At 69.8% G+C, this 23,332-nt stretch carries 18 protein-coding genes; 12 read left to right on the plus strand and 6 right to left on the minus strand.

Annotated features, from left to right (window positions below; all coding sequences use genetic code 11):
• The first annotated feature begins 29 nt into the window (after positions 1 to 29).
• The 5 genes from OC550_RS14850 (at position 30) to OC550_RS14870 (ending at position 5,919) form a co-directional block, all read left to right on the plus strand.
• Entirely contained in the window at positions 30 to 1,211 is a 1,182-nt protein-coding gene (locus tag OC550_RS14850; RefSeq protein ID WP_262107174.1) for a M24 family metallopeptidase, read from the plus strand.
• Between the two features lie 8 nt (positions 1,212 to 1,219).
• Positions 1,220 to 2,464, plus strand: coding sequence for a PLP-dependent aminotransferase family protein (locus OC550_RS14855; protein ID WP_262106685.1), 1,245 nt, complete (start codon positions 1,220 to 1,222; stop codon positions 2,462 to 2,464).
• Positions 2,465 to 3,733, plus strand: coding sequence for a M20 family metallopeptidase (locus OC550_RS14860; protein ID WP_262106687.1), 1,269 nt, complete (start codon positions 2,465 to 2,467; stop codon positions 3,731 to 3,733). It abuts the gene before it with no gap.
• A 9-nt stretch (positions 3,734 to 3,742) separates the two neighbouring features.
• Positions 3,743 to 5,200: an MFS transporter gene (locus tag OC550_RS14865; protein ID WP_262106689.1), complete on the plus strand. Its 1,458-nt coding sequence runs from the start codon at positions 3,743 to 3,745 to the stop codon at positions 5,198 to 5,200.
• 146 nt (positions 5,201 to 5,346) lie between these two features.
• The gene (locus OC550_RS14870) at positions 5,347 to 5,919 is read left to right on the plus strand and encodes a molybdenum cofactor biosysynthesis protein (RefSeq protein ID WP_262106690.1); all 573 of its coding nucleotides are present in this window, start codon (positions 5,347 to 5,349) and stop codon (positions 5,917 to 5,919) included.
• 141 nt (positions 5,920 to 6,060) lie between these two features.
• On the opposite strand, the gene OC550_RS14875 is transcribed toward OC550_RS14870, so the two are convergent.
• From OC550_RS14875 to ald, 3 genes are all read right to left on the minus strand, one after another.
• Entirely contained in the window at positions 6,061 to 6,654 is a 594-nt protein-coding gene (locus OC550_RS14875; protein WP_262106692.1) for a DUF1992 domain-containing protein, read from the minus strand.
• Between the two features lie 44 nt (positions 6,655 to 6,698).
• The gene (locus OC550_RS14880) at positions 6,699 to 7,445 is read right to left on the minus strand and encodes a GntR family transcriptional regulator (protein WP_262106694.1); all 747 of its coding nucleotides are present in this window, start codon (positions 7,443 to 7,445) and stop codon (positions 6,699 to 6,701) included.
• A 247-nt stretch (positions 7,446 to 7,692) separates the two neighbouring features.
• Positions 7,693 to 8,811, minus strand: coding sequence for an alanine dehydrogenase (gene ald / locus OC550_RS14885; protein WP_262106696.1), 1,119 nt, complete (start codon positions 8,809 to 8,811; stop codon positions 7,693 to 7,695).
• 379 nt (positions 8,812 to 9,190) lie between these two features.
• Between ald and OC550_RS14890 the strand changes: the two genes are divergently transcribed.
• Positions 9,191 to 10,417: a CdaR family transcriptional regulator gene (locus OC550_RS14890; RefSeq protein WP_262106697.1), complete on the plus strand. Its 1,227-nt coding sequence runs from the start codon at positions 9,191 to 9,193 to the stop codon at positions 10,415 to 10,417.
• A gap of 244 nt (positions 10,418 to 10,661) precedes the next feature.
• Here the strand turns inward: OC550_RS14890 and OC550_RS14895 are convergent, their stop codons facing one another.
• Positions 10,662 to 12,290 carry an HNH endonuclease signature motif containing protein gene (locus OC550_RS14895; protein WP_262106698.1) on the minus strand — a complete coding sequence of 543 codons (1,629 nt, stop codon included), beginning with the start codon at positions 12,288 to 12,290 and terminating at the stop codon, positions 10,662 to 10,664.
• Between the two features lie 1,380 nt (positions 12,291 to 13,670).
• On the opposite strand from OC550_RS14895, the gene malQ reads away from it, so the two are divergent.
• From malQ to OC550_RS14915, 4 genes are all read left to right on the plus strand, one after another.
• Positions 13,671 to 15,863 (plus strand): 4-alpha-glucanotransferase, encoded by a 2,193-nt coding sequence (gene malQ, locus OC550_RS14900; protein WP_262106699.1) that lies wholly within the window; start codon positions 13,671 to 13,673, stop codon positions 15,861 to 15,863.
• A 142-nt stretch (positions 15,864 to 16,005) separates the two neighbouring features.
• Entirely contained in the window at positions 16,006 to 16,563 is a 558-nt protein-coding gene (locus tag OC550_RS14905; RefSeq protein ID WP_262106700.1) for a hypothetical protein, read from the plus strand.
• 97 nt (positions 16,564 to 16,660) lie between these two features.
• Positions 16,661 to 17,275 carry a DUF305 domain-containing protein gene (locus OC550_RS14910; RefSeq protein WP_262106701.1) on the plus strand — a complete coding sequence of 205 codons (615 nt, stop codon included), beginning with the start codon at positions 16,661 to 16,663 and terminating at the stop codon, positions 17,273 to 17,275.
• Positions 17,276 to 17,383: 108 nt separating this feature from the next.
• Positions 17,384 to 18,283: a F510_1955 family glycosylhydrolase gene (locus tag OC550_RS14915; protein WP_262106702.1), complete on the plus strand. Its 900-nt coding sequence runs from the start codon at positions 17,384 to 17,386 to the stop codon at positions 18,281 to 18,283.
• A 136-nt stretch (positions 18,284 to 18,419) separates the two neighbouring features.
• Here OC550_RS14915 and OC550_RS14920 read toward each other — a convergent pair whose 3' ends face one another.
• Together OC550_RS14920 and OC550_RS14925 are read right to left on the minus strand one after the other, a co-directional pair.
• Positions 18,420 to 20,552: a copper-translocating P-type ATPase gene (locus OC550_RS14920; protein WP_262106703.1), complete on the minus strand. Its 2,133-nt coding sequence runs from the start codon at positions 20,550 to 20,552 to the stop codon at positions 18,420 to 18,422.
• A 347-nt stretch (positions 20,553 to 20,899) separates the two neighbouring features.
• Positions 20,900 to 21,751, minus strand: a complete 852-nt coding sequence (locus OC550_RS14925; RefSeq protein WP_262106704.1) for a LysR family transcriptional regulator — start codon at positions 21,749 to 21,751, stop codon at positions 20,900 to 20,902.
• Between the two features lie 85 nt (positions 21,752 to 21,836).
• Between OC550_RS14925 and OC550_RS14930 the strand changes: the two genes are divergently transcribed.
• Positions 21,837 to 22,715 carry a DMT family transporter gene (locus tag OC550_RS14930; RefSeq protein ID WP_262106705.1) on the plus strand — a complete coding sequence of 293 codons (879 nt, stop codon included), beginning with the start codon at positions 21,837 to 21,839 and terminating at the stop codon, positions 22,713 to 22,715.
• Positions 22,716 to 22,827: 112 nt separating this feature from the next.
• Positions 22,828 to 23,310 (plus strand): CBS domain-containing protein, encoded by a 483-nt coding sequence (locus OC550_RS14935; protein WP_262106707.1) that lies wholly within the window; start codon positions 22,828 to 22,830, stop codon positions 23,308 to 23,310.
• The last annotated feature ends 22 nt before the right edge of the window (positions 23,311 to 23,332 follow it).

A 23,332-nucleotide genomic window follows, 5' to 3' on the forward strand; every position in this document is an offset into this window, starting at 1 on the left:
CTTGAGTGGAACCAAACGGCATCGCCCCCATGCTCTTCTCCATCGGGGAGTACGAGGCGCGGCTCGCAGCGGTCCGGCTGCGCATGGAGGACCAGGGCCTAAGCGCCCTGATCGTCACCGATCCGGCCAATATCTATTACCTGACCGGCTACAACGCCTGGTCCTTCTATACTCCGCAGATGGTGTTCGTGCCGGCCCAGGGCGACATGATCCTCTTCACCCGGCAGATGGATGCCAACGGCGCGTTCCGCACGGCCTGGCTGCCGGAAGAGTGCATCGTCGGCTACCCGGAGAGCTACATCCACCGGCCGCACATCCACCCCTTCGACTGGGTCGCGTTCGCGCTGCGCGAGCGGCACCTGATCGCGCCGGCGGCCAAGGGCTGCGTGGGCCTGGAGATGGACTCGCACTTCTTCGCGCCGAAGGCCTACCGTGCACTGGTCAACGCCATCCCGGAGTGGACGCTGGTGGACAGCTTCGAGCTCGTGAACTGGGTGCGGTCCGTGAAGTCGCCCGCGGAGATCCAGTTGATGCACAAGGCCGCGGTGATCACCAACAATGCGATGGCCGCCGCCGAGGAGGCCATCCGTCCCGGGGCCCGGCAGTGCGACATCGCGGCCGCGATCACGGAGGCGCAGATCTCCGGCACCGAGGAATTCGGCGGCGACTACACGGCCATCGTGCCGCTGCTGCCGACGGCGGAATCCGCCGACACCCCGCACTTGACCTGGAGCGAGCGGCGGCTGCGCGGCGATGAGGCGGTCGTCGTCGAACTCGCCGGCGCCTACAAGCGCTACCACGTCCCGCTGAACCGGACCTTCCTGCTGGGCCAGCCGTCCGCGGAGCTGAGCCGCGTGGCCGAAGCCACGGACGCCGGCCTCAACGCAATGCTGGACGTGATCGGCGCCGGCGTGCCCGTCCGGGAGGTCGCCGCCGTGTGGAACCGCACCATCTTCGAGTACGGCTACGAAAAGGACTCGCGGCTGGGCTACTCGATCGGCATCGGCTACCCGCCGGACTGGGGCGAGCGCACCATCAGCATCCGCAGCGAGGACGAGCGGGGCCTGGCCGAGAACATGACCTTCCACCTGATCTGCGGGATGTGGATGGACAACTACGGCTACGGCCTCTCCGAATCCATCCGCGTCACGGCGACCGGCGTCGAAACCTTCACCACCTACAAGCGGGGCCTGCTCCCCATCAACAGCTAGGACTTCCTATGACCCTGCGCAACCTTCCCCTCGGGGCACGGGCCGGCAACCTGGTCGGCTCCGTCATCGACTCCAGCACGTCGCTGCTGGCCAAGCAGACCCACGACATCGTGCGCTTCGCGATGGGCGCCCCGGCGGAGGAAGCCGTGCCCGTCGAGCTGTTCAACAGCGTGCCCGCCGCCGTCTACGACGCCTCCTCCTACACCTACGGCGCCACGGAAGGCGAGCCGCACCTCATCGACGCGCTCACGGACTATTTATCGACGACGGCGGATCCCACCGCGCGTGAACGCATCACCATCACTTCGGGCGGCATGCAGGGGCTGGACCTGGCCTTCAAGATCTTCGTCGACCCCGGCGACCTGGTGGTCGTGGAGAGCCCGACGTACACCAACGGCTCGGCCACCGCGCTCAGCTACGGCGCGGAGCTGCTGGAGGTCCCGGTCGACGAGGACGGCATGGACGTGGACCAGCTGGAGTCCCTCGTGGCCGCGTACGGCAAGACGCCGAAGGCCATCTACACCATTCCCAACTTCCAGAACCCGTCGGGGACGACGCTCTCGCTGCCGCGCCGCAAGCGGCTGCTGGAGCTGGCGCATGAGTGGAACACCGTGATTGTCGACGACGACCCGTACGGCCTGCTGCGCTTCGAGGGCGAGGAGCTGCCCACCTTCAACCAGCTCAGCCCGGACGATCCGCTGATCTTCTCGGTCCGCACCTTCTCCAAGATCCTCGCCCCCGGCCTGCGCGTGGGCTGGGTGGAGACCGACCCGGAGCTGCAGCGCCTGGTCATCAACGCCAAGCAGGCCATGGACACCTGCACCAACGTGCCGGCCCAGCACCTGGTGGCCGAGTTCATCCTGCGCGGCGGCCTGGACGACCACCTGGCCTGGCTGCGCCGCGAGTACCAGGGCCGCAAGCACGCAATGCTGGAGAGCATCGGGCGGCATCTCGGGGACCGCGTGCGCACCACGAACCCCGACGGCGGTTTCTTCCTCTGGGTGACGCTGCAGGGCGAGGACGCGAAGATCAACACCCAGCGGCTGTTCGACATCGCGCTGGCCGAGGGCGTCGCCTTCATCCCGGGCCCGGCGCTCTCCCCCGGCGGCCGGTTCACCGACGCCTTCCGGCTCTGCTTCGCCTCCTCGTCGCCGGAGCGCACCGAGACCGGCATCGTCCGCCTCGCCGCGGCCATCGACAAGGCCCGCGCCGAGGTCTCCTTCGGCACGGCAGCCTCCTCGGGAGCGCGGTAGGTGGCGCCGGCCCCCCGCGAGGCAGCCCAGCGCGCGCTGACTGCCACCGAGCAAGCCGTCCTCGACGCCGTCGACCTGGGCCGGATCGTAAACCTCGCCGCCCGGCTCATCGGGGCCGGCGGCGAGAACCCCGGGGACACCGAGGCCGCCACCGTCGCCGTGCTGGAGGCCGCGGCCCGCGAGCTGGGCCTCGAAGTCGCCATCCAGCCCGCGGCCCCCGACCGCCCGAACATCCTCGTCACGCTGCCGCCGCCCGCTCCCGCCGGGACGGCTGCGGAGACCGGCGTCCCGGGCCCGGAATCCGGCGCGGCGCGCGGCCTGATGTTCCTCGGCCACTCCGACGTCGTCCCGGCGGGGCCCGGCTGGAGCCGCCAGCCCTTCCAGGCCGCCGTGGAAAACGGCCGGCTCTACGGGCGGGGCGCCACGGACATGAAGGGCGGCCTCGCCGCGGTCCTCGGCGCCATGGCCGCGCTCAAGCAGGCGGGCGCCGAGCTCTCCGGCCCCGTCACGCTGGTCTGCACCGTGGACGAAGAGGACCTCGGCCTCGGCATCCGGACGCTGGCCGCCTCGGCCCTCCCCCATGACTACCTCGGCTGCGTCGTGGCCGAACCCACGGACCTGGAAACCGTCGTCGGCTGCCGCGGCGACAGTTACCTGGAACTGGAAATCACCGGCCGCCCCGCGCACTCCGGCCGCCCGGCGGACGGGCGCAACGCCATCGCCGCCGCCGCCCGGATCTGCGAACTCATCCGCGCGGACCACGAGCGGCTGCAGCAGGACCAGGACGACCTCCTCGGAGCCGGCAGCTGGAATGTCGGACTGATCGAAGGAGGCCAGGGCACCTCGGTGGTGGCGCCGTCGTGCTCCCTCTCCCTGGACCGCCGCCTGATGCCGGACGATGACCCGGACCGCATCCTCGCGGACCTGCTGGCCCGGATCCGCGAAGCCGGCATTGACACGGACGGGATTTCAGTCACCGGCCGCGTCAGCATGCAGATGCCAGGCTTCCGCACCCCCGCGGACCACCCGCTGGTCGCCGCGGCCGTGGCCAGCGTGGAAGCTGCCGGGGGCAGCACCCGGATCGGCGGCTGGACGGCCGCGTGCGACGGCGGCTTCATCGTCCGCGACTTCGGCGTGCCTGCCATTGTGCTCGGCCCGGGCGGCCTCAACGACCAAGCCCACCAGGCGGACGAATCCGTCGGCCTGGACGAACTGTCCATCGCCGCGCGTGCCTACGCCCTGCTCTGCCTGCGTACCCTGACCAACTAGGAGCACTCCATGAGCACTTCCGAATCCCTGCGCAACAACCAGCCGGAGCCCAAAACGGCGCCGGGCGCCGAACCGGGCACGCCCGAGGGCAAGCGCACGCTCAACCGCGCCATCCTCGGCTCGGCCCTGGGCAACGCCGTCGAATGGTTCGACTACGGCGTGTACGGCTACCTGACGATCTTCATGGCGGTGAACTTCTTCGGTTCGGAGGAGGGCGACGGCGGCCTCGGCGTCACGCTGACCCTCGCCACCCTCGCGCTGTCCTTCCTGGTCCGTCCGCTCGGCGGCATCATCCTCGGGCCGCTCGGCGACAAGGTCGGCCGGCAGAAGGTCATGGTGCTGACGGTGATGATGATGACCCTGGCCACCGGTGCCATCGGCCTGCTGCCCACGCTGCAGACCGTCGGCGCCCTGGCCCCGGTCCTGCTGCTCCTCTGCCGGCTGGTACAGGGCTTCTCCGCAGGCGGCGAGTACGGCGGCGCCGCGGTCTACATGGCCGAATCCGCCCCGGACCGACGCCGCGGCTTCCTCGGCTCCTTCCTGGAATTCGGCACCACCGTCGGCTTCATGCTGGCCGCCGTCGTCTGCACCACGCTGATCACCGTAGCCGGCGAGCAGGCCGTCCAGGACGGACTCTGGCGCATCCCGTTCCTGCTGACCATCCCGCTCGGCCTGACCGCGCTGTGGATCCGCACCCGGTTGGGCGAAGCCCCGGTCTTCTCCGAGGCCTCCGCACAGCACGAGACCACCCGTTCCCCGCTGCGCCACGTGATCGTCCACAACTGGCGCCAGATCCTCGTCCTCGCCGGCTTCGTGGTGCTGCTCAATGTCGCGTTCTACCTGATCCTCGGCTACATGCCGACCTACCTGAGCGGACAACTCGGCCACAGCACGGCCCAGGGCAACTGGATGCTGGTGGGCATCATGGCGCTGATGCTGGTGGCGATCCCGCCGATGGGCGCGCTGTCCGACCGCGTCGGCCGCAAGCCGCTGCTGCTGGCAGCCGCCGCCGGGTATGCGCTGCTCTCGGTCCCCGCCATCATGCTCCTCGGCATCCCCAACCTGCTGCTGCAGTTCGTCGGCCTGGCCGTCCTCGGCCTGCTGCTGGTGGTCCTGGTCTCCTCGGTCTCCTCCACCCTGCCCGCGCTGTTCCCCACCGCCGTGCGCTACAGCGGCTTCGCCATCGGCTACAACTTCTCGACGGCGTTCTTCGCCGGCCCGTCCCAGACCGTCGCCAACCAGCTGATCGAAACCACCGGCAACCAGCTCGTGCCCGGCTGGTACATGGCCATCGCCGGCGTCATCGGCTTCGTCAGCATCCTCTGCATGCGCGAGACCTCGCAGGCCACCCTGCGCGGCGAAGAACTCCCCGGCCTCCCGGAATCCACCGGGCTGCCCAGCCTGCGGCATGTCGAGTTCAACCGCGAGGACGCCCGCGCCCGCCGCGAGGCCTTCCACAGCGCCTAGGCCAACCGCCCGCCGCCGGCCCGACAGGGATCGGCGGCGGGCTTCGCCGAGCCTGCCGCACCGCACGTTCCGCCGTCCCCGCCAACCCGCTCACGATGCGGAGCCTGCCAACCCACCCCGAGGGCACCCGCCCTAAGCTGGGTAGCATGACGGCGACGTTCGCATACCAAGTGGAGATCCTGCATCTGCTGGTCTCCCCGCGCCATGCCTACTTCGGCCGCGCCCGGGACGGCGCCGCCGACGTCCCCACCTCGGACCTCGACCAGGTCGAGGTGGTCGCAGGGAAAGGCATCGTCGGCGACCGCTTCTTCGGCAAGGCCGCGCACATGGACGCAGCGGTCACGCTCATGGCCATCGAGGCTCTCGAGTCCATCGCCGCCGAGCTGGAGGCGGTGCCCTTCGACCCGCTCCTGGCCCGGCGCAACGTGATCCTCAGAGGTGCCCAGCTCGCCCCGCTGGTCGGCCAGGAATTCACCCTGGAATCCGGGGGCGACTCCGTCACCCTGCGCGGCGGCCGGCAGGCCCACCCCTGCGTCTGGATGGACCGGATGCTGGCTCCCGGAGCCCATGCCGCGATGCGCGGACGAGGCGGCATTCGCTGCCAGCCCCTGGCCGGCGGTCTCCTCCATCGCGGTCCGGCGACGCTCCTGAGCCCCGTCCCGTTGGAGCCCGAAGAGGCTGGCGCCCAGGCCCTGCCCAGGAAGACACGGCTGCCCTAACCAGCGAAAACCAGCCCAGCCAGCCTGCAGCCCGCGAAAACCGGGCCAAAACCAACCGGCGGCCCGCGAAAACCAGCCCCCTAGCCAGCCAGCAGCCAGCCTGCAGCCAGCCCCAGCTAACGCGTCATTATCGGCCGCTAATTACCCGCCGCCCCTGAGCCGCCGCCACCAGGTCCGCTTGGGCTCCGGCTCGGGTTCCGCCGGGGTCGCCGCGCGCCGGGCCTCGCGGCGCTCCTGCCAGCGCCGGACCTCCCCGTCCACGTCGCGCGTCTTCGTGATGACCGGCGGACCGCCCTGGAGCTGGCGCCGGGCGTCGATGACCCGGGCGTTGAAGTCCTCGACGATCTCGCGGACCTGCTTCTCGGTGTACACGCGGTCCAACGTGGCGTCGAGTTCGGCATCCTCGGTGCGCAGCAGGATCGCCTTCGGCCCCAGCCCGGTCAGGTTCTCGCGCTGGATCAGCCCCTTGACCCACCAGTCCGGATCGTTCCCCTGCCCCAGCCCGGGGATCGGCTTGCCCGCGTACTTCAGGTTGTCGAACTCGCCGCGGGCCATCGCGTCGCGGATCAGGTAGTCCGCCCTGGCGGCGCTGCCGAGCTTGCGCCGCTTCTCCTCGAGCTCCTCCTCCGCGGCCGCGGCCTGCGCCTCCGCGGCGCTGCCGCCCGAGGCCCGCACGGAACGCACCTCGGCCGCCCGTTCCAGCCGCCGCTTGTATTCGTCGGACGCCCTGCCCATCAGGCCACTCGCCTCCAGCTATCTCGAGGTTGCCGGTTCGCCCGTTACGCTACCGGCTCCGCAGCCGCGCCCGCGGCACCCGGCACCACGCCGCCGTCGTTCTCCGTTGCGTTCTCCAGCGCCCGCATGCTGCTGGAAATCTTCTCCACCGCATCGTCCATGTGGTGTGCCAGCAGCTTGTGGAACAGCGGCACGTTCGCCGCCCCGATCGCATCGGCGATGGCCTCGTGCTCGGCCAGCCGGTCCTCCGGGGTGTAGCCGGTGTCCTCGAGCGCCGCCATGCACATCCGGGTCTCCGTCATCAACGTCTGGTGCATGCGCGAGAGCCGGCCGCTCTCGGCCATCCTGACCAGCAGCTCGTGGAACTCGATGTCCAGATCGCTCAGGACGCTGCCCCGCTCGCCGGCGGCGACGGCCTGCGCCATCTTGTCCGTCACGGTCCGCAGCGCGGCCGCAACCTTCTCGTGGATGCCGACGACCTCGATAACCTTCAGCCCGGCGGCGCGTTCGACGGCGGTGCGCGCCAGGTACATGTCGGCAATATCGTCCGGGCCCAGTTCCGTCACGAAAATGCCGCGGTTCCGTATGCTGACCAGCAGGCCTTCCTGGGTCAGCCGCTGCATCGCCTCGCGCAGCGGCCCCCGGCTGACGCCCAGCTCGCGGGCCAGGTCCGCCTCGCCGAGCTGCTGGCCCGGCTGCAGTTCGCCGTGCCCGATGGCGTAGCGCAGCTTGCGCGCGATGATGGCCGGCGTGGACTCCTGGACCAGCGGCTCGATGAATCGGTGTGCCATGGGCTTCCTTGCTCTCGGCAGTGGCTGCTGAGCAGGCGCCGGAATGCCGCCGCCTGTCCATTGCAGACAATCTTACAACTGCTTCGGCGAGCCGGGCCAGAAATGCTTAGCCGCAAAAGCGCCGCGGGGCGGATGCACCGGATTCAGTGCGCCCGCCCCGCGGCGTAGTGGATCTATTGAGTTATGGCCCCAACGAAGTGGTGGGCCCGTGAAGGAATTCAGCCCTAGCCTGGCGAGGAGCTAAGCCCTAGGCGTTGACCAGCTCGCCGGCTTCGGCCAGCTCCAGGCCGAAGGCTTCGGCTACCGAGCGGTGGCGGACCTGGCCTGCCGAGACGTTCAGGCCCGCGGCAAGCGCCGGATCCTTGGCCAGCGCCGCGTCCACGCCCAGGTCGGCAAGCAGCGCGGCGTAGCGCAGCGTGACGTTGGTCAGCGCGTAGGTGGAGGTGTTTGCCACGGCGCCCGGCATGTTGGCCACGCAGTAGAAGAGCGAGTTGTGCACGGTGAAAGTCGGATCCTCGTGCGTGGTCGGCCGGCTGTCGGCGAAGCAGCCACCCTGGTCCACCGCGATGTCCACCAGGACGCTGCCGGGCTTCATCTTCGCGACCAGCTCGTTGCTGACCAGCTTCGGGGCCTTGGCGCCCGGGATCAGGACAGAGCCGATCACGAGGTCAGACTCCACCACGGAACGCTCGACCTCGAGGCTGTTGGAGGCCACGGTCTTCAGGCGCCCGGAGTACTGGGCGTCCAGCTCGCGCAGCCGGTTGACGTTGATGTCCAGGATGGTCACGTCCGCGCCCAGGCCCAGCGCCATAGCGGCCGCGTTGGTGCCGGCCACGCCCGCACCCAGCACGGTGACCTTGGCCGGCCGGACGCCCGGCACGCCGCCGAGCAGCACGCCGGGGCCGCCGGCGGGCTTGGTTAGGGCCGTGGCGCCGACCTGCACGGAGAGCCGCCCGGCGACCTCGCTCATCGGGGCGAGCAGCGGCAGGGCACCGTTGGCGCTCTGCACGGTTTCATAAGCGATGGCGGTGACGCCCGAGTCGAGCAGCGCACGCGTCAGCTCCGGCTCGGCGGCCAGGTGCAGGTAGGTGAAGAGAACGAGCCCGTCCCGGAAGTGGCGGTACTCGGAGGCGATCGGCTCCTTGACCTTCATGACCATCTCGGCCCGTGCCCAGACCTCGTCCGCACCGACCACGATCTCGGCACCGGCAGCGACGTACTCGGCGTCCTCGATGCTGGAGCCAACTCCGGCGCCGGCCTCGATCAGCACCTGATGCCCGCGGCCACGCAGTTCGTGCACGCCGGAGGCCGTGATGGCCACGCGGAATTCGTTGTTCTTGATTTCCTTGGGAACGCCGATGATCATCGGGGTGCCTCCGTTTTCGTGGGTGGAATTCTGTGCCGGAACCGGCCGTGAATCAACTGTAGAGGCGGAAATTACGACGCCGGCCGCTCCCCTTCGCGGGCACCGCGGCGCCGGTTGTGGCAGCGTGCGGCGACCCGCCGCCGTCGTCCGTTCCCGAAGCCGCCATGATCCGCGGATCGGCGCGGAAGATCAGGCCTCAACCGGTCCCGCCAGCCGAACAGGCGCTGTGATGGCTACCACAGCTATGCTGGAAGCTGCAATCGACAAATGTCGAGTCGCGGCGCAGCAACTGTCGCCCGTTGTCTACGTGGCCCGGACCATTCCCGGGCCGCCGTCGACCGGGGCATTGCCGCCAGGATCCGTTTCTACAGGAGAGTGCGTGCAGAACCTCAGCACGGAACAGGCCGTCGAGTCGATCGCCCGGACCCTGGACCACGGCGTCTCCGTGGAGGACCTGGACGGCGACCTGATCGCGTACAGCAGCCACCGAGCCTCGGCGGACCCGGTGCGGGTGAACTTCCTGCTGACCAAGAAAGTGCCGGAGGACGTCAGCGCCTGGCAGCTCAGCCACGGCATCGCCACCGCCGTGCGGCCCGTGGTGGTCGGCGCCAACGAATCGCTCGGCATGCTCGGCCGCGTCTGCGTGCCGCTGCTGGTGCGCGGGTTCCGCGTCGGCTACCTCTGGGTCCTGCAGGAACCTGGCGAAGCACCCGACTCGATTCTGGCCGGGTTGCCGCAGGTCCGGCCGCTGTTGGACGGCCTGGCCGAGGAACTGCTGGACACCAACACCCCGGAGTCGGAAGCCCGGCGGCGCCGCGAAGCCCAGTTTCTCGCCGCCTGCGCCGGCGACAGCGCGGCCATCGAGGACGTGGCCGGCTGGCCGGAAATAGGCGGGCGGGAGCCTTGGGCCCTCGGCGTGGTCATGGAGCGCATTGATGACCCGGACGTGGCGATGGCCGAGCTCGCGGACCCGGAGGCGGCCGTGATGCTCCAGCGCGTCTCCGCCCTGCAGGCCACCGTCGGCATCCGGCCCGCGCTCTTCAGCGCCGGCGCCCCACAGCATGCCGTGCTGCTCTTCCGCGACCTGGCCGGACGCGCCGACCACCAGGAGGTGCTCCAGCGCTACAGCCACGAAATCTCGCTGCGCGGCGGGCACCCCGAGCGGCCCGACATGCTGGGCCTCAGCGAACCCTTCACCGACCTGCGCCGACTGCCGACCGCGTACCGGGAAGCGACGACGGCGGCGCAGGCGGCTTCCGTGGATCCGCGCGTTGGGCATCTGGTCGACTACCGCGACACCGGCGTGTATCAGTTCCTTGCCGAGGCCCGCGGGCTCCTGCCGGCCGGATCCGTGCATTTCCGCGAACTCGCCGAGCGGGACCGGAACGGCGAACTGCTGCCCGTCCTCGAGCTGCTCTACGACACCGACGGCTCGGTCGCCGACGTCGCCGCCGGACTGCACCTGCACCGCAGCAGCGTGTACAACCGGCTGGCCAAAGTCCGCTCCATCATTGGCGCCGACCCACTCAAAGGCCATACCCGGCTGGAGCTGCACCTCGCCCTCAAAGCCGCCCGGTGGTCCCGCCGCCCGCGCCTCACGGAATAAGCGGCAGGCTCCCGGCTCCCCCACCCGGCGCCAGTACAACGCATCCCAGGCTGAGAACCCGCGGTGGGTCCGCATCCCGGGCTCAGAGGTCTGTCCCCTCAACCCCGTTAGGCCTCTGTTCGCGCCTGCCGGCTCGGCGTCCGTGTGAGCCTCCCAGCTCGCAACCGGTGCTTTCCTCCCGGCTTTGTCGGCCCACGTCCCGCTCTTGTTACGCGCGGGTATTCGGATCCAGAACTCGGTGTATCTAGAAGGGCGGCGGCGTGGTGTCGTTGAAGGGGTCCGGTGGCGGGGGCGGTGGCGGTTTGATGCCGTGGCTGACCCAGGACCCGTCCGGGTAGCTCGTGTAGGTCTGTCCGGTCCTGGTCTGGTGGCGGATCACCCCGTGTGGTTCCTGGGTGGTGTGCCAGCCGTCATTGTGCTTGGACAGGTGGTCGGGTTTGCAGCGCAGGGCGAGGTTGTCCAATTCGGTTTTGCCGCCGTGTTCCCACGCCAGCGTATGGTCGAGCTCGCAGTGCTTCCACTGGGTCCGGCAGCCCAGCCCCCGGCAGGTCCCGTCCCGCAGTCGCACGTGGCGTTTGAGCCATTCGGGCGGGTGCCGCATCTCCCGGGCCACCATGACCGCTTTGTCGTGTTCGTCGGTGATGACCGGCAGCCACGTTTTCGCCAGGCCCGCGATCCTGCGGGCCATTGCGGGCGGGATCGGCCCGTACCCGGCCAGTTCGCCCGGCTCGTCCCCGCCCGCGGCGGTCGCCAGCGGGATCGTCACCGCCACAAACGATTTCACGTTCCCGCCGCCCCACACCTCACCGGCACAGGCACCCCCGGCAACGCCGTCACCGGCAGCGGCGGCACCGGCTGCGACGTGACCGGCCTGGGCGGCACCGGGAGTGCCGTCACCGGCCGCGCCGCCACCGGCCTGGGCGGCACCGGGAGTGCCGTCACCGGCCGCGGCGCCACAGCGGCCGTCCATGACGCCGGTGAGGGTGTCCGTTCCGGCCCCGTTCCCGCCGGCCGGCGGGAGGACTGTGGCCCCGAAGGCCGTCCCGCTCCCCATCCCGTTCCTGTTGCCGTTTCCGTTGCCGTTCACGGGGGCGAAGCAGCGGCTGCTGCTGTCGACGGGGCCGTGTTCACCGGTTTCGCCGGCAAGGCCGGTGAAGACGTCGGCGCGCAGCTGGGCCAGGGTGCGGGTTTCTCCGTCGAGGGTTTTCAGGTGTTGGGCGTGCTCCTGCACCAGGTTGTAGACGGCCATCGCGGTATCCGCGCCGGTATGCACGCTCAGTTCGGCCATCCCGTCTTCCTGCGGCCGGAACCAGAGCCCGCGGTGCTCCATCGCCCTCGTATGCCGTTCGTCCAGGGTCTGCGGGTGCAGCCGTTGCCGTGCCGTCCGGGCCCGGTCCTGCACGGTCTCGCGGACCACGTGCTCCGCCCCCGGCAAAACCTGCGCCTCATACTCGGCTAGTACGGCGGCGGGCAGGTCGCGGGAGCCGCGCACGATCGCACTCGCCCGCCCCAAATCCACGCGTCCTTCGCCCATCGCCGCCACCGTGCCCGGGAAGTGCCCGCAGAGCTGGACCGCGTCCGCGAGCTGCGGGGCCAGCGTGTTCCGGGACTGGTGCAGGTGCGCGCTGAGCTCCTTGACCGTGCCCTGCTCGTAGCCCTCCGGGCCCATTAGCGGGGATCCGGGCTCGGTCCGGCGGCCGGCGAACTCGCCGAGTCCGACCACCCGCAGCGACTGCAACCACGCCGTGGCCTTCTCCACCGCGGCCAGGTACTCCAGCAACACCCCGTCAGAGAGTCCGGACAGGTCCTGCCGCGCCAGCACCACCACCAGATCCGGCGGTGCGATGTCCCGCCACGCCTGAAACCACTCCACCGGCCCGTGCTCCACCAACGCCGGCGGCTTCGGCCGGGCCGCCTCCCTGGCCCGCTCCCGCTCCGCCCGCCGCCTCGGCGACAACGCCCAATCCGGCACCTCCTCCCCATCCCCAGCCTCATCCGCCGCCGGTACCGGCTCGGACGGCGTTAGGGGAGGTTCGGCTTCGCACGCTGCAGCGGGATCTGCCGCAGCGTCATCCTGCGCAGCCGCCATGTCTTTCTGTGCGGGGGCGGTAGCGGACCCGGACGCGGCAGGTTCAGTCAGCTCCCCGGGACCAGCCGCGCAATCAGCGGCCACGGCTTCCGCGGGGCCGGACTCGGCACGCCCTGGATCCGCGCCGCCAGTGGCAGGGACGGAACCGGACGCGGGGGAAGCGTCCGGGGCCTGCGGGGCGGCAGCGGGCCCTTCCGGTGCGGACGCGGCCGCGGGGGTCTCAGACCCCGGAGCGGCGGAAGCGGGGCGCGTGTCGTTGCTGTCCCGGTCGTCGGGATCACCGATCGGTACCGTGACGCCGTCCTTGTTCCTGCCGGCAGGCGACACCTTGCCCGGCCGGCGAGGCAGCTGGGCGCCGCAAAGGCCATCCGGATCGGAGGAAGACGGGGGCGAGGCAGACGGAGCAGCGGCAGGCGGATCGGAGCCAGTCGGATCGGAGGAACACAAGCCTTCCGCTCCTGCGCCCTGAACCTCGCCCGGATTATCCAGGCCCGCGATGTGCAGAGTGCCCAACGTTGGATCTTCTACGACACGCAACTGATCGCCGGCCCCAGGCGCCAGGTCCGGATACATCCGCCGCAGGCACTCATCCAGCAGCGCCCTATGCAAGTGGTACTCAAAAAGAGAAGACGGCCCAACCGGCGCAGCAGAGAACGAGGCATTGACCTGCCGCTTCCTCGACCGCTGCTTCCCGAAGTCCTCCATGCACCAACACTATGAGCTGGCTCCGACATTATTTCGGGACTGCGGCAGAGGCCTTCGGGAAACGAATACCGGGATGCGTGACGATGCATTGTCCTGCCGGGGCACTCCTGCCTGGACACTTCGCTCTCAACCGAGCAAGGCCGCGGAGGCGCCAACGCCGTCGTTCGCAATCCTTCTGTCGGAGGAGCTCGGCAAGGACGGCCGGGACTCATTTGAGAAGATCAACGACCTGTGATGGCCAGATGCGGCGTGGTTGACGTCCTGGTCGACTTGAACAAGATCATCCTCCAACTGCGGCGGGGACCGGCGGCGGGCCATCGTCGTGCACTATGACCGACGTTGACCACTGGTTCGCCGTCATCTTCTTCCACTGTCAGTGCGCGCTGACATAATCGGAACCAGGTGCCCCAGCGCTCCGGCACATGCATGCAGCGACCCTCGGTAGACAAGGCGGACTTGATGAGCAACCCCGCGTCCCCCGTCAGCACTTCCGCTGACGCCCACCTCGACCCAGACCTCGCCCAGCTGCGCCGGCTGGCCGCGGCGTACGGCGTCGGCACCACCTTCACTGGCTGGAACGGGAAGCCGCAGCAGGTGGCGCCCGGGACGCTGGTCAAGGTGCTGGCCGCCCTCGGTGTTCCGGCCTCGTCCCCCGAACTGGTGGACGGATCCCTTGCCGACGCGGAACTGGAGCCCTGGCGCCGCATGCTGCCCCCCGCCGTCGTTGTCACCGCGGGAAAGGAAGCCCTGGTCCCGGTGCACGTGCCGGACGGGACACCGGTGAAGCTGCGGATCGTCGCCGAGGACGGGCGGGAGCACACCGCCCGGCAGCGCGACGTCAGCGTGGAGCCGCGCGAGGTGGATGGTGTGCTGACCGGCCGCGCCACCTTCGCACTGCCGCGGGACCTGCCGCTGGGCTGGCACACCCTGCATGCCGAGATCGAGGGCGCCGCGGCCCAGACCGCGCTGATCGTGGTGCCGGACCGGCTGGCCACCACCGGGATGCTGGAGCAGCGCCGGGGCTGGGGCCTCGCCGCGCAGCTGTACTCGGTCCGCTCCAGTCGTTCCTGGGGGATCGGGGATTTCGGCGACCTGGCGGACCTGGCCGCGCTCAGTGCCGAGCGCGGCGCGGACTACGTGCTGGTCAACCCGCTGCACGCGGCCGAGCCCGCCCCGCCGCTGCAACCCTCGCCCTACTCGCCCTCCACCAGGCGGTTCTTCAACCCGCTCTACCTGCGGATCGAGGCGATCGACGAACTGGCCTACCTGGAGCCGAAGCAGCGGGAACAGGTGGAGAAGCTCGCGGCCAAGGCGCAGCGGCTGAACCGCAGCGCCGGGCTGCTGGACCGGGACCAGGTCTACGCGCTCAAGCTCGAGGCCCTGGAGCTGCTTCACCAGGCCGAGCGCTCCCCCGCGCGCGAGCAGGCCTACCGCGCGTTCGTCCGCGACAGCGGCTCCGGGCTGGAGGACTTCGCCCTCTGGTGCGCCCTGCGCGAGGAGACGCCCGCGGACGATCCGTCGTGGCGCGACCCGGCGGCGGCCCCGGACACGGCGGCAGCGCAGGCGAAGCGGCGCAAGCTGGCCAAAAAGATCGGCTTCCACATGTGGCTGCAGTGGCTCTGCGACGAGCAGCTCGAGGCGGCGCAGCGTGCGGCGAAGCTGTCCGGGATGCGCCTGGGCGTGGTGCACGACCTGGCGGTCGGCGCGGATCTGTCCAGCGCGGACGCGTGGATGCTCCGCGGCGTGCTGGCGCCCGGGGTCAGCGTGGGTGCGCCGCCGGACATGTACAACCAGCTGGGGCAGGACTGGTCGCAGCCGCCGTGGCACCCGAAGCGGCTGGCCGAGGCCGGCTACGTGCCGTTCCGGAACATGCTGCGCACCGTGCTGCGTCACGCCGGCGGCGTGCGGGTGGATCACATCCTGGGCCTGTTCCGGCTCTGGTGGGTGCCGGAGGGGAACCTGCCCATCGACGGTGCCTACGTCACCTACGACCATGAGGCGATGATCGGCATCCTGGCGCTGGAGGCGCAGCGCGCCGGCGCCGTGGTGATCGGCGAGGATCTGGGCACCTTCGAGCCGTGGGTGCGCGACTACCTCGCGGAGCGCGGCATCCTGGGCACCTCCATTCTGTGGTTCGAGAACGACGGCGGCGCTCCCCTGCCGCCCGAAAAGTACCGGATGCAGTGCCTGGCCAGCGTCAACACGCACGACCTGCCGCCAACCGCCGGCTACCTGTCCGGCGAACATGTGGCCTTGCGGGACGGTCTCGGCCTGCTCCAGCAGAGCGCGGCCGAGGAGCTGGCCGGGCACCGGAAATCGGTAAGTGCCGTGCTGGAGGTTGCCCGCGAGCGCGGTCTGCTGCCGGACGGCGAGGCGACGGAACAGCAGCAGATCGAGGCGCTGCACCTGCTGCTGGCCCAGACGCCGTCGGTCCTGCTGGGCGTCGCGCTGGTGGACGGCACCGGCGACCGCCGGGTCCAGAACCAGCCCGGCACCACCGCCGAGCAGTACCCCAACTGGCAGGTGCCGCTGGCCGATTCGGCCGGACAGCCGGTCCTGCTGGAGGATCTCGAAGGGGACCCGCGCTTCAATGGCCTGCTGGCCGCCGTCGAAAACGCCCTCCGGCAATCGGACGCTCCCGGGCGGCGCTAACGCGGGGCACATGGCCCTCCGGCATCGAGGCTCACAGGTGGAACTGGATACCCCCGCCCGGTATCATTGTCAGAGGGCGGGGAACGGCGACCAGGCCGTTGGCTGCTCGAAGAAGGCGGCTCCGGCTAGCAGGAAGGCAGGCATGGCGGACCACATGTTCGTGATTCCGCGCTGCCCCGCGCCTTTCCGGCACAGCTCGATGCTACTGGTCGGCCTGCTGGCGGTAATCGCCGGCATCCTCGGGATGCATACGATGGGCATTTCCCACCAAGCCGCGCCCGGACACGCCGCCGTGGCCTCGGGCCAGCCCGCTTCACCTGACGCCGGCAGTTTCCACGGCTCCCACACGGACCACGGCACTCCGCACGCGGACGACAGCTTCCACACCGCCCGGAGCGCCTCGCGCGACGCGGGCAGCATCCACACGTCCCAAGGCGTTACTAATTCCGCCGCCACCCTCACAACCGCCGATCCGGACCTGCATTCCGCAACCTGCGCCGGTCCCTGCGGAGGGGAGCACACGATGGAAGCCGCGTGTGTCTTCCTGGTGGTGCCGACCGGCTTGCTCCTGGCCTTCCTGCTGCAGCGGCATCACGTGAGCGGCGCCCATGGACTGCGCGCACCCCCGCCTTCGCCCTCGTGGATCCGGGCCATTCCCAGATCACCTTCGTTGCTGGAACTTTCCGTCAGCCGCACGTAGGCCGCCTGTTTGATCCCGTTACGGGAACGGCCTATTTCCGCATGCCCTGCGCGTGCGGCCTCGACAGACACCCAAGACTTACGAAGGACCGATCGCTATGAAGCGTTATGCAGTCATCGCCTCTTCCGCCGTCGCCGCTGCCCTGCTCCTCTCCGGCTGCGGCTCGGACACCGGCTCCGATTCCTCCGCCCCGAACGCTGGCCAGCAGGGAGCGGCCCCGTCCGCTGCGGCATCCGGATCCGAGGCGGCACAGGCGGGCGCCGCGTTCGCCCAGGCGATGATCCCCCACCACGAACAAGCCGTGGATATGAGCGAGATGATGCTCGTCAAGGACGGCGTGGATCCAGAGGTGAAGCAGCTGGCCGAAGACATCAAGGCGGCTCAGGGCCCCGAAATCGAGAAGATGCACAGCTGGCTCGAGGCCCGGGGACAGCCGACCACGATGGCGGGCGGCAGCGACCACAGCAGCCACTCGAGCATGAGCGGAATGATGAGCGACGCCGACCTCGACAAGCTCAGAGGGGCCGAAGGAACCGACGCCTCGCGGATGTTCCTGGAGCAGATGATCGAGCACCACGAGGGCGCCATCACCATGGCCGAGCAGGAAGCGGCCAATGGATCGGATGCCCAGGCCGTGGTGCTGGCCAAAAAGATCGTGGCAGACCAGCAGGCTGAAATCGACAAGATGAAGGGCCTGCTCGCCGGGCTCTGAGTCCTCCCGCCGGCGCGGCTGCCCAGGCGCGCAACCACGCGTGCCCGGGCAGCCGCCCCACGACCCCTTCTGCTTCAACCTCCACGGATTCAACTTCTACGGAGAAACATGAAAGCCCCATTTTCCAGGCTGCCCGCAGGCGCGCGCCTGGTCCTGCCCGCTGCGGCCGCAGCGGCGGGCCTGCTGCTCAGCGGCTGCGGCGGCACGGCCGCCCCGCCCTCGAACGCGGCAGCCGAGTCCTCCGGCGCGACAAAGGCCGCGGCAGCGGCCGCCGAACTCTACGGCCATGTGCATGGCATCAGCGCCGACCCGCAATCCGGACGCGTGCTGCTGGCAACACACAACGGCCTCTTCGAAGCCGGTTCCGGATCGGCGGCGCCGCTCAGCCCGGTCATCGACCTGATGGGCTTCGCCGCGGGCGACGGCCAGTTCTTCGCCTCCGGGCACCCCGGCCCCGGGTCGGACCTGCCCGAACCTGTCGGGTTGATCCGCTCCTCTGACGGCGGCCGCACCTGGGAGCAGCTGTCCAGGCAGGGCGAGTCGGATTTCCACGCGCTGACCGCCACGGGCTCCGGTGTCATCGGCTTCGACGGGCAGCTGCGCATCACCGAGGACCTCGAAACCTGGCAAACCGTGGACGCCGGCTTCCACCCGTACAGCCTCGCCGGAACGCCTACCAGTCCGGTGGTGCTCGCGACCACCGAGCAGGGCATCCACCGGTCCGATGACGGCGGCAAGACCTGGTCCTCCCCCGAGGACGGGCCGGTCCTCCTGCTGACCGCGTTCGCGGACGATGCCACGGTGGCCGGCATCGCGCCCGACGGATTGGTGTACACCAGCTCCGACGCCGGCCGCTCCTGGCAGAAGGCCGGGAACGCCTCCGCCCCGCCCGAGGCCATGACCGCCGGAATCGGAGAGGGAGGCAAGCTGCTCGTCTGGGTCTACACAGCCAACGGGCTGGAGTACTCCGACGACGGCGGGAAAACGTTCGCGCCGCAGGGCACCTGAGTAGGCGCTAGGTCCGGGTGTTAACGCTGGCAAGCGCGGCGCCCCTGCATTGCCCCTCAAGTAAGTAAGCAGCGACAGCCGCGGCCCCAGGGCCGCGGCTGTCGTCATCTCTGTGGCGCTCACTGTGTGAGCCGTCCTAGCGGATCCGCTCCGGGTCAAGGTCGATCCTGCGCAGCAGCTGCGCGTTGAGGGCCACCACGATGGTGGAGACCGACATCAGGATCGCGGCGACGGCCGGCGAGATCGCGACGCCGGCGAAGGCCAGCACGCCGGCGGCCAGCGGCACCGCGACGATGTTGTAGCCCGTCGCCCAGACCAGGTTCTGGATCATCTTCCGGTAGCTGGCCCTGGACAGGTCGATCATCGACAGCACCGCGCGGGGATCGTTTCCTGCGAGCACGACGCCGGCCGATTCCATCGCCACATCGGTTCCCGCGCCGATGGCGATGCCGACCTCCGAGCGGGCCAGCGCCGGGGAATCGTTGACGCCGTCGCCGACCATGGCCACCTTCAGGCCGCGCTGCTGCAGTTCGGTGACCTTCTTGTCCTTGTCCTGAGGGAGGACCTCGGCGAAGACCTCGTCGATACCGAGGTCCCGGCCCACGGCTTCGGCGACCTGGCGGGCGTCGCCCGTGATCATGGCGACCTTCACGCCGCGCTGCTGGAGCGCCTTGACGGCGGCCCGGGATTCGGGACGGACCTTGTCTTCAAGGGCCAGCCCGCCGACAATCCGGCCGTCGTGGACCACGTGCAGCACGCCCGCGCCGCGTTCCCGCCAGGCGTCGGTCTGTGCGGCAATGTCCTGTGGCTCGGCCAGGCCCAGTTCGCGGAGCATGTTCGGCCCGCCCACGGAGACCTCCGAGCCGCCAACGGTGGCCCGGACGCCGCGGCCGGTGCGGGAGCTGAAATTGCTGCCGGCCAGGCCCAGCCCTTGGGCATCGGGGTTCTCGGCGGCGACGCGGACGATGGCGCGGGCGACGGGGTGTTCGCTGTCGGACTCGGCGGCGGCGGCCAGCGCCAGCAGCTCGGCCTCGGAAACACCGCTGGCGGGGGCGGTCCCGGTGACGGCGTGCTCGCCTTCGGTCAGGGTCCCTGTCTTGTCGAACAGGACCACGTCCACGGTGCGCATCCGTTCCAGGGCCATGCGGTTCTTGATCAGCACGCCGGAACGGGCGGCACGCTCGGTCGAGATGGCGATGACCAGCGGGATGGCCAGCCCGAGGGCGTGGGGGCAGGCGATGACCAGGACGGTCACGGTGCGGATGACGGCCTCGTCCGGGCTGCCGAGCAGCAGCCAGGCGGCGAAGGTGATGATGCCGGCAACCAGCGCGAAGTAGAACAGCAGGGCGGCGGCTCGGTCGGCCAGCGCCTGGGCCCGAGACGAGGACGCCTGCGCCTCGGCGACCAAGCGCTGGATGCCGGCCAGCGCGGTGTCGGAGCCGACGGCGGTGATCTCCACCCGTACGGCATTGTCCGTGGCGACGGTCCCGGCGACCACGGTGTCACCCGTTCCGCGGCCGACGGCCTTGGACTCGCCGGTGATCATCGACTCGTCGAACTCGGCCTCACCATGAATGATCCGCCCGTCCGCGGGCACCCGGGCTCCGGAGCGCACCAGCACGACGTCGCCCGTGCCCAAGGAGGCCACCGGCACCGTGGTGACGCCGCCGTCGTCGTTAATCCTGTCCGCTTCATCCGGAAGCAGGGCGGCCAGCGCATCGAGGGCGCCCTGCGCGGAGCCCAGCGCCCGCATCTCCATCCAGTGGCCCAGCAGCATGATCACGATCAGCAGCGCCAGTTCCCACCAGAAGTCCAGGTCGAAGCCGCCGATCCCCAGGCTCGTGATCCAGGAGGCGACGAAGGCGACCGTGATGGCCATGGCGATCAGCAGCATCATGCCCGGCTGGCGCGACTTCAGTTCCTTCAGGCCGCCCTTCAGGAACGGGGTGCCCCCGTAGAAGAAGATGACGGTTCCCAGCACCGGCGGAATCCAAGCGGCGCCGGGGAAATCCGGAATGGCGTAGCCGAGGATGTCGGCGAACATCGGACTGAAGAACACCACCGGGATCGACAGCAGCAGGGACAGCCAGAACTTGTTCTTGAACATCGCCGTGCTGTGCCCGGCGTGTTCGCCGTGCGTGTGGACGGCATGCTCGTCGTCCACCGCCGAGTGCGCCTGGCCGGCAGGCATGGCCTGCCCGTGGGTGTCGTGGTCGGTCATCGCCGGGCCGTGGCCGGAATGGTCGTGCTGCGAATGCGGGGTTTTCATGATGCGGCCTTCCGCTGGGATTCGTTTGGCTCTTCGGCAGTCTGGGAGCAGCAACTGCAGCCGGAGGCTGATTTCCCGGTCAGGGGCAGTACGCGGTCGATCGACGCGCTCATGATGATCTCCTCACACAGCATTCGTTGGCGGCGCGGGGATCGGGGGCGTCAGGCCACTGGATGGCGCTCCGCTGCCGCGGCGGTGAGGACCTTCGCTGCGTTGGAGTCCGTCGGACTCGGACGCTGGTTTCCGGTACTGCCGAATATATACCCCTAGGGGGTATATATCAAGAGTTGATTGGCATCGCCGCACGCCCTGACCAAGCGCGGCTCGGTGTCGCGACGGAACCGATGTCAGGCGTAAAAGCTGGCGAGGAGTTCGATGACGTCCTTGCGCGCCGGGGGCGGATCGGCCTTGGACCAGGCGACGTAGACAGGCAGCGGCGGAGCGTCGCGCACGAGACGGTAGACGAGGCCGGGCCGCCGGTATTGGTACGCGGTGGATTCGGCAGTCACGCCGCGGGCTGCGCCGGTCGATATGACGGTAAGCCAGTCGTCGACGTCCTCGATGGAGATGCTCTTGCCTGGACGCCGCTCCTCCGGCCAGAGCTCCAGCCGTGTGCTTCCGGTTCTCAGGTCGAGCGCCACCGGCTTGTCGGCGAGCTGCGCTAGCGAGACGGTCCGCTTGCCGGCCAGGGGGTCGTCGGAGGCCATCGCACAGTAGCGCCTCTCGTGCCCGATCAGCACAAGGTCCACGGCCGCTGTGTCGGGAACGCGCCGCAGGATGGCGAAGTCGCTGGTGCCTTCGACGAGTCCCGACGTCGGCGAGTTGGTCCTGACCAGTCGCAGCTCGCTGTGCGGGAACACCACCTCCCATCGACGCTGGAATTCCTGCGTGTGCCGGCCCAGCGCGGACCAGGGATACCCGATGCTGACGGTGCCGCCGCTACCGGCAGCCTCCCGCTGGAGCTCCGCGACGATCGACAGGGCCCGGCGGGCTTTCCGGATGGCCCGCTCCCCCGCGGTGGTCGGCTCGACGCTGCGGGTGGTGCGGTGCAGGAGCCGTACGCCGAGGGCACGTTCCAGCGCGGCCACGTTCCGGGAAACCGCGGCCTGCGAAATGCCCAGCTCGATCCCGGCGTCGGTAAAGCTTCCGGTTTCGACGACGGCAACGAGGGATCGCAGGTGGCGCAGCTCGACGTCCATGGGACGAGTCTATTCATACGTGCAGCGCATAGACACCCGCGTCCATGCATTATGCGAATGCTGGCCGGCGGAGCAGACTCGGCGCATGGAGCAGAAAGAATCTTTCGCCCGCGGACGCAGGGCCGGCGTCATCACCCTGATGGGCAGCGCCTTGTCCAACCAGCTGGGTGCGGCCAGCGGTTCCCTTGCCTTCCCGGTGCTCGGCCCCGTCGGGGTCGTGGCGGTGCGCCAGCTCATCGCCGCCGCCGTACTCGTCCCAGTGGTCCGGCCGCGCCTGCGGTCCTTCACCGCGCAGCAATGGTGGCCGGTGCTGCTCCTCGCGCTCGCGTTCGGAACCATGAACCTCAGCCTTTACGCAGCCGTGGAGCGGATCGGGCTGGGGCTCGCCATGACCCTCGAATTCGTGGGCCCCCTGACCGTGGCCATCGTCGGCGCCCGCCATTGGAAGGCCAGAGCGTGCGCCCTTCCCGCCGCGGCCGGCGTCCTGGCGATCACGCAGCCCGGGCCGTCCACGGATTACGTCGGCATCATGCTCGCGCTGACGGCGGCGGGCGGCTGGGCCGCCTACATCATGCTCAACAAGACCGTGGGGGCGCGCATCCCCGGCGTCCAGGGCACCGCGGCCGCCACGGGCGTCTCCGCCACCCTCTTCCTGCCCGTCGCGGTGATCATTTTCGCCACGCAACGGCCCGACGGCGCCACCCTCCTCTTCGCAGTGGGTGCGGGCATCCTGGCGACCGTTGTCCCCTACACGGCGGATCTGCTGGTCCTGCGCCGGTTCCCGGCGAACCTCTTCGGGATCCTGATGAGCATCAATCCGGTCTTCGCGGCCCTGGTCGGCGTCTTCGCCCTCCACGAAGCGCTCAACACCGTGCACTGGCTCGGCATCGCCCTCATCGTCGGCGCCAACGTCGCCGCGCTGCGGCTGAGGGACGGTGGCCGCAGCGCCGCCGGCCGGCCCTAACCGGGGCTGCCCGTTCCGCCCTTGACCTCCCATGCAACCGGACTAGGCTTGGCACCAGGCGCCAGGTACGTCATTTCCGCAGTTCAACTCCGGTTGGAGAGGACAAACAAGCGTGGAAGCAACGGCAGCAAGCACCGCCGGCGAGATCATGACCAGCCCCGTCATCACTGTCACGGCCGAGACGCCGGTGGACCGGGTGGCCGGGCTCCTGCGGCGGCACCGGATCAGCGCCGTTCCCGTGGTGGACAACTCCGGAAATGTCGTGGGGCTGGTTTCCGAGTACGACCTGCTCGCGCGGAGCGGCACCACCGCCGGCCAGCTGATGAGCAGCGAGATCGCGACGGTCAGCCCGGAGACCTCGATCGACACCGTACGGAAACTCCTGGTGGACCGCCATTTCCGCCGGATTCCCGTGGTCCAGGGCGGACAGCTTGTCGGCATCGTCAGCCAGGGCGACATCATCGCACTGATGGCGACCGAGTGGATCTGCGGCGCGTGCGGCGAGGCGGTCCGGGGCGACGAGCCGCCGGAAAAGTGTCCCCGCTGCGGCAGCGCGGACCAGTTCAGCTTGCAGGAGCAGCTGCCCGGAACCTAGGGCCGGGGCAAGAGTAGACGCA

The organism is Arthrobacter sp. Marseille-P9274, assembly GCF_946892675.1.
GTDB lineage: Bacteria > Actinomycetota > Actinomycetes > Actinomycetales > Micrococcaceae > Crystallibacter.